General features: G+C 63.5%; 7 protein-coding genes. 4 read left to right on the top strand and 3 right to left on the bottom strand.

Annotation, left to right across the window (positions count from 1 at the left end):
* Positions 1–122: 122 nt before the first annotated feature.
* On the bottom strand, positions 123–6,521 hold the full coding sequence (locus NKJ89_RS21530) for a kinesin (RefSeq protein WP_352605424.1): 6,399 nt from the start codon (positions 6,519–6,521) through the stop codon (positions 123–125).
* A gap of 273 nt (positions 6,522–6,794) precedes the next feature.
* On the opposite strand from NKJ89_RS21530, the gene NKJ89_RS21535 reads away from it, so the two are divergent.
* The 3 genes from NKJ89_RS21535 to NKJ89_RS21545 all read left to right on the top strand — a co-directional run bounded on the left by NKJ89_RS21535 (position 6,795) and on the right by NKJ89_RS21545 (position 8,714).
* Positions 6,795–7,163 (top strand): Hpt domain-containing protein, encoded by a 369-nt coding sequence (locus NKJ89_RS21535; RefSeq protein ID WP_031261376.1) that lies wholly within the window; start codon positions 6,795–6,797, stop codon positions 7,161–7,163.
* Between the two features lie 112 nt (positions 7,164–7,275).
* A complete protein-coding gene (locus tag NKJ89_RS21540) occupies positions 7,276–7,596 on the top strand; it encodes a 2Fe-2S iron-sulfur cluster-binding protein (RefSeq protein ID WP_023762917.1) in 321 nt (106 codons plus the stop codon).
* An 83-nt stretch (positions 7,597–7,679) separates the two neighbouring features.
* Positions 7,680–8,714, top strand: coding sequence for an NAD(P)/FAD-dependent oxidoreductase (locus NKJ89_RS21545; RefSeq protein ID WP_023762918.1), 1,035 nt, complete (start codon positions 7,680–7,682; stop codon positions 8,712–8,714).
* Between the two features lie 47 nt (positions 8,715–8,761).
* Here NKJ89_RS21545 and NKJ89_RS21550 read toward each other — a convergent pair whose 3' ends face one another.
* Both NKJ89_RS21550 and NKJ89_RS21555 read right to left on the bottom strand, forming a co-directional pair.
* Positions 8,762–10,237, bottom strand: a complete 1,476-nt coding sequence (locus NKJ89_RS21550; RefSeq protein ID WP_352605426.1) for an MDR family MFS transporter — start codon at positions 10,235–10,237, stop codon at positions 8,762–8,764.
* A gap of 185 nt (positions 10,238–10,422) precedes the next feature.
* A complete protein-coding gene (locus NKJ89_RS21555; RefSeq protein WP_352605428.1) occupies positions 10,423–11,061 on the bottom strand; it encodes a DUF922 domain-containing Zn-dependent protease in 639 nt (212 codons plus the stop codon).
* 103 nt (positions 11,062–11,164) lie between these two features.
* On the opposite strand from NKJ89_RS21555, the gene folP reads away from it, so the two are divergent.
* Positions 11,165–12,016 (top strand): dihydropteroate synthase, encoded by an 852-nt coding sequence (folP, locus tag NKJ89_RS21560; protein ID WP_352605430.1) that lies wholly within the window; start codon positions 11,165–11,167, stop codon positions 12,014–12,016.
* The last annotated feature ends 2 nt before the right edge of the window (positions 12,017–12,018 follow it).

Raw genomic sequence — 12,018 nt, forward strand, 5'->3', positions numbered from 1 at the left:
GACTTTGGTGCCGTTGGGAGTCGGACTTTGGACGAGTCCCGAACGCATCCAGGTTCAGCGCGTGCTGGAGGTTAAGGCAGTCACACAGGCGGGACCATGGCCCCGCCTCTTCAATTCCTGTCTTAGTGCAGGCGGCCGCTGGCGTGGGCCAGCATGGTGTAGACCTTGCCGGTGTCCGACGTCAGGTAGGTCTGCGCCATGATGTTGTCGCGGTCGTTGCGCGACACATCCTTGAGCAGCTTCTCGAAATCGTCGCAGTAACGGTCGACGGCGGCGCGGAACTCGGCCTCCGCCTGGTACTTGCGACGGATCTCGTCGAACGTCTGCTGACCCTTCAGCGTGTAGAGCCGCCGCGTGAACACGTCACGCTCGCCGCGCCGGTAGCGGTTCCACAACTCGATCGATGCGTCGTGGTCGATGGCCCGCGCGATATCGACGGACAGCGAGTTCAGCGATTCCACGACATGCAGGGGCGAGCGCTGGGCAGGCGCCGCGCGCGGCGCTTCCGCCGGCCCCGAGGGTGCCGCAGGCCTCAGATCCTCGTCATTCGACGCCGCGGTCAGCAGATCGCGCACCCAGCCGCCCTGAGGCGTGCGGGCATTGGCGTCGGGCCGCGGACGCGGTGCCGCGTCGGCCGGACGCTCAAGGTCGAGCGTGCCGCGCAATGCAGGGCCGCCCAAGGGCGCCTGAGGTGAGCGCAGCTCCGGCTGCGGCGCTTCCGGTGCGCGACGCGGCGGCTCGGCGGCGCGTGCGGCGGGCGCTTGCGGCGCCGGGCGCAGATTGCGTGGCTCGGATCCCTCACCATTGCGGGCAGATTTCGCTACGATCTCGGACAGCTCTTTCAGCGCATTGATCTGCTCGGAAACGGCGCGGCGGATGGCCGAGGTCGATTCCTTGGCCTCCTCGGGCATTTCGATGACGCCCTTCTTGAGCTCGGCGCGGGTCAAGTCGAGTTCGCTCTTGATCGAGCCTGCGGTCCGCCGCATCTCCTCGGTCGCATCGGCGAAGCGCTTGGTGGCCGAATCGACGACGTCGGTGATGGCGTTGCGGATCTTGTCGGCCGACTCCATCGTCTTGCCTTCGGCGTTCTGCAGCGTCTGGCCGACGAGATTTTCGAACGAGCGCATAACCCTTTCGAGATCTTCAGACTTCTTGACCAGGCCGACGGCGAGGTCTTCGAGCGACGACTGCCGTTCGAGCGTGTGTTCCAAATTGCTCTGGGCCGAGCTCAACAGGTCCGAAGCACTGGAGAGCAGGCGGCTATGTTCGTCGAACTTGGTGGCGATCGACGCGACCTCGCGCAAGGTGGACGACGACAGTTCCGTCAGTCTTGTCGTGTTCGAATCGACCAGACGCGCTGAGCTGGCAAAGGTCTGCGCGGCCTTCTCGGTGGTGGCGGCGAAACTTTGCGTGCTGCCGCTGAGGCGTTCATCGACCTGGCCAAGATTGACCGCGGCCTGCTCGATCAACTGACCGAGCTGCGAGCTTGACTTGGTCATGCGGCCGATGAGATCGGCGACGCTGTCGGACAGCGACGAGCGGGCACCCTCGACCGCCGACAAGGTCTCGGCGGTACGGCTGGCGAGTGCGTCGACAAGTGCGGCATTCTCGCTGCGCAGCTTCTCGGTGGCGCGTTCGGTGACCGCTTCCATGCTCTTTTGCAGTTCCGAGCCGCCTTGCGCGAAGCGCTCGACCAAAGGCCGTGCCGTTTCGTCGAGGATCTTCGACATTTCGGCCGAACGTGCCGCGAGCATGGTGTTGAGTTCGCGGGTGTTGGCGCCGATCGTCTTGGCGGCATCGTTGGTGCTCTGGCCGATATGCTGGCCAACCGCGGTGAACGTTTCCGCGATGACATTGGCGCGCGAGACGAGTTGCGCCTCGGCATTCGACACCTGCTCGTTGAGCTTCTGGCCCATCGTCTCGGCCGTGTGGGCGAGACGGTTCTCGACGCCAGAGACCTGCTCTTCGACACGGGCGGCCGTAGCCGCAGCGCTCGACGCAAGCCGCTCGTCGGCGCCGGCCAGCGCCTGCTCGATTTCACGCGCATGCACGGCCATTTCCTGGCCGGTCCGCCTTGCGCGTTCGGCGACCCGTTGCTCGGTATCGGCAAAGGCACCGACGATGGTCTCGGCGTGCTCGCCGATCGTGGCGGTGCTGTTGGCGATGCGCGACACCAGGCGCTGATCCGCGTCGTCGAAGATGCGGCCGATTTCCGAGGCACGGCTCGACAATGCTTCCGACCCTTCGGCGATGCGCGAGACCAATTGCTGGTCGGCGGCATCGAAGATGCGGCCGAGGTCCGATGCACGGGCGGCAAGCGCTTCGGCCGACTCGCCGATGCGCACACCGAGTCGCTGGTCGGCACCTTCGAAATTGCGCAAGATGTCGCCGGCGCGCGCGGCCAGCGACTGGGCCGTTTCGATAGCGCGGGCGACCAGTTTCTGGTCGGCTGCATCGAACGTGCCGGCGATCTCGCTTGCACGGGCGGCCAGATGGTCTGCGGTGTCCTGGGCCCGGGCGGTCAGTTGATCGGCGGTTTCCTGGGCGCGGGCGGCGAGCTTCTGGTCCGCCACGTCGAAGGCGCCGGCGATCTGGCTTGCACGAGCAGCCAGCTGATCGGCGGTTTCATGGGCGCGTGCCAGCAGCGAGCTGGACGTGTCGTCGGCGCGGGCGAGCAAGGCGTTCGACGTATCTTCAGCGCGGGCGTGCAGGCGACGGTCGGCGTCCTCGAAGGTGCGGGCGATGTCTTCGGCCCGTGCCAGCAGGGCGGCGGAGGTCTGCTCGGCGCGCTCGGCGATCTTGCGGTCGGCGTCACTGAACGCGGCACCGGCCTGCTCATGCAACGTGCTGGTGACTTCCAGCACCTTCTCACGCAGGGCGCCGGCTACAAATACGGCGCTCTTCTCAAGTACGCCGCGGATATTGTCGACGCCTGTCGAAAGGGCACGCTCCATGGTGCCCGCGCGTTCTTCGATGATACCCGTCTGACGGTTGAACGCCTGCTCTATCTTCTCGACGTCGCCGGCGATTGCCGCTGAGATATCGGTGCTCCTCGCGGCGATCTGGTCGATGTGGCTCGACAGCGAGCGATCGACGTCCTTGCGGGTCTCGGCGAGCTTGCCAAGATCGTCTTCCAGCGCGCGGGTCAGCATGTTGCGGCCTTCGGAAAGCTTGCCGACATGCCCGGCGATTACGTCATCGATGTCGCTGCGGCTTTCGGCCAGCCTCTGCAGGTCCGCTTCGAGGGCTCGTTTGAGGATGTCGCGGCCCTCGGCCAGCTTTTCCACCTGACCAGCGACCAAACCATCAATGCTGGAGCGGCTTTCGGCCAGCTTGGCCAGATCGGCTTCCAGCGCGCGCTTGAGAATATCGCGGCCCTCCGCGAGTTTCTCGACCTGGCCGGCGACCAGGCCATCGATGCTGGAGCGGCTCTCGGCGAGCTTGGCGAGGTCGTCTTCAAGCGCCTTCGACAGGGTCGACCGCTCCTGGACAAGCCTTTCCGCGTGGCTGTTGACGAGGCCACCGACGTTCTCGAGATCGGCCTCAAGCGACCTCGACAGGGTCGAACGATCCTGGGCGAGCCGTTCGGAATGACTGTTGACCAGGCCGTTGACCCTGTCCAGATCAGCCTCGAGCGACTTCGACAGGGTCGAGCGATCCTGGGCGAGCCGTTCGGAATGGCTGTTGACCAAGCCGTTGACGCTTTCGAGATCAGCCTCGAGGGCCTGGGCGAACTGTGCCCGGTCGTCGACCAGTTTCTGCGACTGGTCGGCAATGGTGCCCTTGATCGCGTTAAGGTCGGCTTCCAGGGCGCGCCGCAGGATGTCGCGGCCTTCGGCCAGCTTCTCGACCTGGCCAGCAACCAGCCCGTCGATGCTGGAGCGGCTCTCCGCCAGCTTGGCGAGGTCGTCCTCAAGGGCCTTGGACAGGGTCGAACGATCCTGCGCCAGCCTGTTCATGTGGTCGGCGATGACGCTGTTCACATTCTGCAGGTCGGCTTCCAGCACCCGCGAAAGCTGGCCGCGATCCTCGGCCAGCTTTTCCGACTGGCTCGATATGACGCCCTTGATCGTGTTCAGATCGGATTCCAGCGCGCGTTTGAGAATGTCGCGGCCCTCGGCCAGCTTCTCGACCTGACCGGCGACCAGCCCGTCGATGCTGGAGCGGCTCTCCGCCAGCTTGGCAAGGTCGGCTTCGAGGGTCTGCGACAGCAGGCTGCGGTCTTCGGCCAGCCGTCCCGAATGGCCTTCGATCAGGCCGCGTATGCCGGACAGATCGCTCTCCAGCGAATGGGAAAGCTGCGTGCGGTCTTCCGCCAGTTTGGCGGAATGGGTTTCGATGAGGCTCTTGATGCCGACAATGTCGTTCTCCAACGCCTTGGCGAGCAAGGCGCGGCCCTCGGCGATCTTTTCCACCTGACCGGCGACCAGACCGTCGATATCGGCGCGGCTGTCGGACAGTTTGCCGAGGTCGGCTTCCAGGGCGCGCGACAGGATGTTGCGGCCTTCGGCGAGTTTTCCGACATGACCGGCAACCATTTCATCAATGATCGTACGGGCTTGCACCAATTTCCCTGAGTCTTCATTCAGGGCAGCGGAGAGCCTGTTGCGGCCTTCTTCCAGCCTTTCGAGATGGCTGCCGAGCGACGCGTCGATAGCCGCCCGCGATTCATTGACCTTGCGCAGATCCTCTTCGAGCGCACGCGAGATCAGGCTGCGGCCTTCGGCCAGCTTCTGCACCTGGTTCGTCACCGCCGCATCGATGCCGGCGCGGCTTTCGTCGAACTTCGCCAGATCGGCCTGCATTGCCTCGGCCATGCGCTCGCGGCTTTCGGACAGCATTCTGCTGTGGTTCTCGACGGCTTCCTCGATGCCGACGCGGGCGTCGGCGAGGCGCTGGATGTCGCTGTCGAACGAACGCGAAACGACGTGACGGGCGGCTTCCATGCGCCCGGCGAAGTCGCTGGCGCGGGCTTCGAGCATGGAGGAGGTCGAGGTGACGATGTCGGCCATATCGGCGCCGATCTGGGTCTTGCCTTGATCGATCATCGCCGACAGCGTGTCCTTGCTCTCGGCAAAGGTGTGAGCGATTTCGCGGGCGCGCTCGACCAGTGTCTCGTTGATCTGACGGGCGCGGGCCTCGAGGGCCGCATTGAGCTTCTGCGTTCCGGTATCCAGCGCCTCGGCGCGGGTCTGGAACTCGCTGATCAGCGCCTGGCCGCGTTCGGCGAGCGTGCGTTCGATGCCGTTGAGGCTGGCCTCGAATTCGGAATTGAGGGTGCGCGCGGCGCCGCCAAGCAGCGACACCATGCCGGTGGTGCGATCGTCGAGCAGATCGGTCAACGACCGCGTCAGGCCGTCCGTGGTGTCCGTCAGCTTGGCAATGCGGGTGTCGAGAAGGCTGGCGAAAGCCTCGCCGGAGGTCGACAGGCGGTCGGTGATCGAATCGAGCCGGCCTTCCACCGAATCGAAGATCGACATCGAGCTTTCGTTGATGCGGTCGATGAGCGTGTCGCCAGAATTGGTGATGGTCATCGACAATTTGGTCGACGCATTGAGGATGCTGTCGCGGATGATGTCGGAGGCGGCGCCGATCTCGTCCTTCAGCGTCTCATGCGCGCCGCTGATCGAGGCGCGGACGCGCTCGGCATGGGTGACGACGGCTTCGCGTTCGCTGCCGAGCCCGTCGACCAGCGAACGGATGCGGGATTCATTCTCGGAATAGGAGCGTTCGATCTGGTTGACTTCGCTGTGCACCAGCGTTTCCAGTTCGACGGCGCGGGCAAGCGTGCGTTCGATGCCTTCGCCCATGGCCGCGACCTCGCGGCGAACAGCCTGGCCGATCATCATGACGCGATCCTGGGCAAGGTTTTCCGGCTCCGTCAGGCGGAAGGCCACTTCGGTCATCGACTGGGCGGCCATGCGCATTTCCTGGGCGCGGCGAATCATGGCCGCGAAGGCCCAAAACAGGATGACAGGCACGATCGCCGCAACCGCCAGACCGATCAGCTCCGGACGGGCAAGGAACTGGTCGAGCGTGCGGATCGTCCAGATGCTCGGTCCGAAAAGGACATTGGCCAAGCCGCCGGCGCCGGCGAACCAGGCGAGCGAAACGAAGGCGACAACCCAGTAAATGGTGTTCGAGGCACGCCTGTTGAGGCTGTGCAGGAGCGTTTTGTAGTCCTTCTGGCGATCGTCATTGGCCGGCGAGAACCCCCCGGGCTGGGCACCATTGCGTGTTTCCACGGGGCGCAACTCGGCAGGCTTGGCCTTGGGCGCGGGTTTTGCAGCCTGGCTCTGGGCCTGGCTCTGATTGACGACGGACTCGGATTTCTGATTGCGTCCCTCACGTGCCAACTCGTCGGCGGCCTGGGAAATCTGCGCTTCCAGATCCTCCATCGAAGCGGCGATGTCGAGGTCGCCGCTGCCGACATCATTGCTGAGGTCGATATCAAGCGCCTTCTCCAGTTCCCTGGCCACGTCGCTGTCGAGAGTTCTCGTCGTCGTTGGTTTCTTTGCCATGCCTTCGCTACCCTGTACTAGCTGCCGCGGGCCTTATAATTCTGTTTGTCGTACCACGCGCAGGAGGCTGAAAATGGACCCCTCGTATCGTAATGACACAGGGGGGTAAAGAAAACATGCATTCCGCGGGATACGTAAAACTTTAAATATAAGGTTAACGCAACCGTGATTTGGGCGCCGTTTTCGCAACATTTTTCGCGGCCATCCATTAACCCGTTGTCCACTGGATTCGCCTAGGTTTTTGGGGCAATCGAAGAAACGGAGTTCGAGTTCATGCGTGGCGAAAGCGGCATTGCCTTCTCAATGCCCGGGGGTGACGTATCCGGATCGAGGCGGTCACGACCGGTCGATTTGGCACACCTTGCCCGACAGACGATGGGCGACCGCAGCCTCGAACAGGAGGTGCTGGCGCTCTTTGTACAACAGGCACTGTCGGTGCGCGATAGAATAGTCGACGCCGACATCAAGGACCGGCTTCTGCTCGCCCATGGGCTCAAGGGCTCGGCACGGGGCGTGGGTGCCTTTGCCATCGCAGATTGCGTCACCGAGATCGAGCGCCGGCCGGAAGACAACCAGACGCTCAAGCAGCTCGGCACCCTGATCGACGAAGTGCGCGATTTCATCGCCGCCATCAGTCGCTGAATCCGACGCCAAACCCGGTTTGCGGAAAAACGTCGCGGGGCGGCGCTTTCGCGCGGCAGTTGACTTGCTCGCCGGAGTGATTATCTCGGCTGCAACTCCCTTCAGGTGACAAATGACCAAGCTGACTTTCATCGCCCATGACGGCACGCAGTTCGACGTGGACGCCGAAAACGGCTCGACGGTCATGGAGAACGCGATCCGCAACGCTGTGCCCGGGATCGAGGCGGAATGCGGCGGCGCCTGCGCCTGTGCAACCTGTCACGTCTATGTCGACGAAGCATGGACGGCCGAGGTCGGCGAGCCGGAAGCGATGGAAGAGGACATGCTGGACTTCGCCTACGACGTCCAGCCGAACTCACGCCTGTCCTGCCAGATCAAGGTGCGCGACGCGCTCGACGGCCTGGTTGTCCGAGTGCCTGCCCGCCAGGGCTGAGACATCGGTTTTTTGCCGGCTGCTGCTTGGCAGCGGCGGCTTGCTCATGCAGTGTCTCGACAACACGCAGTGGGGCACATCGCATGACCGGCACCATCACCACAGACGTCCTCATTGTCGGGGCAGGGCCCATCGGCCTCTTCGCCGTGTTCGAACTCGGCCTGTTCGACATGAAGTGCCACCTGATCGACATTCTCGACCGGCCGGGCGGCCAATGCGCGGAACTCTATCCGGAAAAGCCGATCTACGACATTCCCGGCTGGCCTTCGATCTCGGCGCAAGGACTGGTCGACAAATTGCTCGAGCAGATCGCGCCGTTCAAGCCTGACTTCACCTACAACCGCATGGTTTCCAGCCTCGAAAAGCTGGAGGACGGCAGCTTTCGCGTCATCACCGACGAGAACGAGGTGTTCGAGGCCAAGGTGGTGGTGATTGCCGCGGGCGGCGGCTCCTTTCAACCCAAGCGTCCGCCGATCCCCGGGATCGAGCCCTATGAAGGCAAGAGTGTCTTCTATTCGGTGCGCCGGATGGAGGATTTTCGCGGCCACGACCTCGTCATTGTCGGTGGCGGCGACTCGGCGCTCGACTGGACACTGAACCTGCAGCCGGTGGCAAAGAGCGTGACGCTGGTGCACCGGCGGCCTGAGTTCCGTGCCGCGCCCGACAGCGTCAACAAGATGTATGCCATGCAGGAGATGAAGCAGCTGCATTTCCAAGTCGGGCAAGTGACCGGATTGACCGGCACCGAGGGCCAGCTGTCATCGGCCACCATCAAGGGGCCGGACGGCGATGTTGAGGTGCCGTGTACGCGCATGCTGCCGTTCTTCGGCCTGACCATGAAGCTTGGACCGATCGCGGAGTGGGGGCTCAATCTTCACGAGAACCTCATTCCGGTGGATACCGAGAAGTTCCAGACATCGGTGCCCGGCATCTTCGCGGTCGGCGACATCAACTGGTATCCGGGCAAGCTGAAGCTGATCCTGTCGGGCTTCCACGAGGTGGCGCTGATGGCGCAGGCCGCCAAGCGCATCATCAGCCCCGGCGAGCGTATCGTGTTCCAGTACACGACCTCGTCGACCAGCCTGCAGAAGAAGCTCGGCGTGGTGGAAGCTTCCTGAACGCGTCGCTTTGATTCAAATGCAGCCGACGCGCTTCACGTCTTTTGTCAGTCAGCCAGCACCGGAGCCTCGGGATGGCCGCGCAGCGGCTTTTCCGGCATCAGCACCAGCGCGACGAGCGCCATGACCAGCATCGCTGCCGCGGTGATGAAGATCATCACGAATGCCAGTGCCTCGACGGCGGTGCTGGCCGCCTGGACGTTTTCTCCGGCAAGCGGCAGGCCGTAGCCGAGCGCGACCGCACCAAGGATGGCGACGCCAAGCGCGCTGCCCAAAGAACGAAGGAAGGTCAGTACGCCGGTGGCGACGCCGAGATGGGCCTGATCGACGGCATTCTGAACCGACACGGTGGCAACGGGGAATGTCGTGCCACTGCCCAAGCCGATGCACGTCGTCAGAACCTCGACGACCAGCAGGGAAACATGCCCCGCCACAAGGCTGAGTATGCCGAGGCACAGGATGGCGAAGGTCACCCCCATCATCGCGATCCGCTTGTAGTGAACGAACCGGGGAATCGTGCGGCCGCTGAATGTCGCGCCCGCAACGGTGCCGAGCATGAGCCCAAGCATGGCGGTTCCCGATTCACTGGCCGAAAGCCCGAGGATGGACTGCAAATAGACCGGCAGGTAGACCGCGAGCCCGATATTGGCGGCCTGCAGCAGGAACAATGACAACGTACCGGCAAGGACGATTGGGTTGCCAAGCACTTCGAGCGAGATCAGCGGTTCGGCCGCACGCAGCAGCCGCAACGCAAAGGCGCTCCAGACGACAGCCGAACAGGCGAGCAGCCCGAAGATTTCACGCGACAGCCATGGATATTCGCTGCCACCCCAGTTCAACGCCAGCAACAGCAAGGCGGTGGCCGCGACGAGCAACAACGCGCCGAGGCCATCGATGCGATGGTGCTTTGCCGCGATCGGCAGCTTTCTCAGCGGCTTGTTGATGATGGCCATGGCGATGAGACCAAGCGGCATGTTGATCCAGAAGATCAGCGACCAGTGGAGATGCTCGGCGAAGGTGCCGCCCAAAAGCGGGCCTGCGATGCTGGCGACCGCCCAGGTCCCCGCGATCCAGGCCGAGTAGCGCGCGCGCTCGCGCGGCGGCACAAGGTCACCGATCACGGTCTGCGCCAGCGCAAACAGGCCGCCGCCGCCGGCGCCCTGGATCGCGCGACCGACGATCAGGACCAGCATGTTAGGCGCCATAGCGCTAACCAGTGATCCGGCAAGGAAGATGAGGATTGCCGCGTAAATCGTTGGCCGGCGACCATAAACGTCCGATATCTTGCCATAGAGCGGCGCCATCGCTGTGGCGGTCAACAGGTAACCGGTCACGATCCAGGGCAGATATTCGGCATGGCCGAGCAGGCGCGCCATGGTCGGCATCGCAGGTGCGACAATGGTCTGGTCAAGCGCTGCCAGAAGCATCGACAGGAGTACGCCACCGATGATGGCGTTCTTTTCGCTTTCGCTGAGAGGCGAGTCGGTCTTCACCACCGTCTGCCTGTCGACAGTCTGGTCCATGTCCATTCATCCGTATGCTTGCGACTGGCCGCCATTCAGCCCTTCCGGCGTGTTGACCGCGTTAGCCGCATTGACATATGTCGTCCCGTATAGGCCGATTTCGACCGGTGCTCGAAAAGTTTTCGAATCTGGCACTACGCTTCAGTGCAATTGGCCTGCGCCGCCATTCAACGCCTCGGCACGGTTCACGTCGGCGGCAGTTTGCCGTTCCCGAAGCGCTCCATCCGGTAGCGCAGCAGCCTGAGGATGCGGCTTTCGAAATTGACGCTTTCGACACGGTCGAACTGGACCTGGGCACGGTCATGCCTGGCCAGAACGGCCGCCGTGATTGCGGCTGCCTTGGCCTTGGCGGTGTCGCAGTTTCTTTGCGGGTAGGTGGCTTCCAGCGCCTCTTCGAGTTCGCGGCCATAGTTCTTCGCGATCTCGACGTGGCGCTCCTCATGTCGCTTGATGTCGGCCGACAAGGTGTCCCAAAACAGCCTTACATCGGCATCGGCCTTGCGTGTCCGGCGCCATTCGGGAAGGATCACCTTCACCTTGACGGTCACCACGGCATCGGCGATCCGGCAGGAACTCGATGTCCGCGCATAGCTGGTGCGGGTGGTGAAGGCCATTTGCGTGGCGCCCGGGTGGCGCGTGCCCGTGCTTTTCACCTCCGGCCCGCGTTTGAAGAGCTGTGCCTCGATTTCGTCGAGCGTGCTGCCGCCGACGGCGAAGTAGCTATACGTCTTGACGAGATTGGCCGCACCCGCCGGGATCGGTGTCATGGCGAGCAGCAGCGCGCCAAGCAGGAGTTGTTTCACGCCAAGCATGGATCGTTTCATTATGTTGCCTCTTCGACCACCTTGCTTTACGGCCGTTGCCGGCGCAACGGAATTGATCCGCTGGGGATCTCACATGATTGATGAACTCCATGGTTGATGAGCAATGACGGCCAGGCGGTGGCAGTTGGCGCATGGGCGCCATCTCGAGCTTGGCGGCAAGGCCGTGGTCGTCGGCATCCTCAATGTCACGCCCGACAGCTTTTCCGACGGCGGTCTGTTCGAGGCCCCCGAAAAGGCATTGACCCAGGCACGGCGCATCGTCAGGGAAGGGGCATTGGTCGTCGACATCGGCGGAGAATCGACCCGCCCCGGTGCCGCCGCGGTATCGGCAAGCGAGGAACAGGCCCGCATCCTGCCGGTGATCGAAGCGCTGGCGAGCACCGGCGAGGTGCTGATTTCGGTCGATACCTATCGCGCCGACACCGCGCGGCTTGCGGTTGCCGCAGGTGCGCATATCGTCAACGATGTCTGGGGTTTGCAGCGTGAGCCCGACATTGCGCGTGTTGCCGCCGACACCGGCGCCGGGCTTGTCATCATGCATACCGGACGAGATCGCCAGAAGCTGCCGGACGTGATTGCCGATCAATTGGCGTTCCTGCAGAAATCGCTGGAGATCGCCCGCCAGAACGGTATTTCCGACGATCATATCGTGCTCGATCCCGGATTCGGCTTCGCCAAGGAGACGGCGGAGGAAAACCTCGACCTGATGGCTCGCTTTTCCGAGTTGCATACATTGGGCTTGCCGCTGATGGCCGGTACGTCTCGAAAACGCTTCATCGGCACGGTTACCGGCCGTGATGCGGCCGACAGGGGGGTTGGAACTGCGGCGACCAGCGTCATCTTGCGGCTCAAGGGCGCCGATCTGTTTCGCGTCCATGATGTCGCATTCAACGTGGACGCGTTGGCGCTCGCAGATGCTATGCTGGCGCGTCAAACCGACCGGGCGAGAAACTGAGC

Source organism: Mesorhizobium sp. M0047, from assembly GCF_040323315.1.
Taxonomy (GTDB): domain Bacteria; phylum Pseudomonadota; class Alphaproteobacteria; order Rhizobiales; family Rhizobiaceae; genus Mesorhizobium.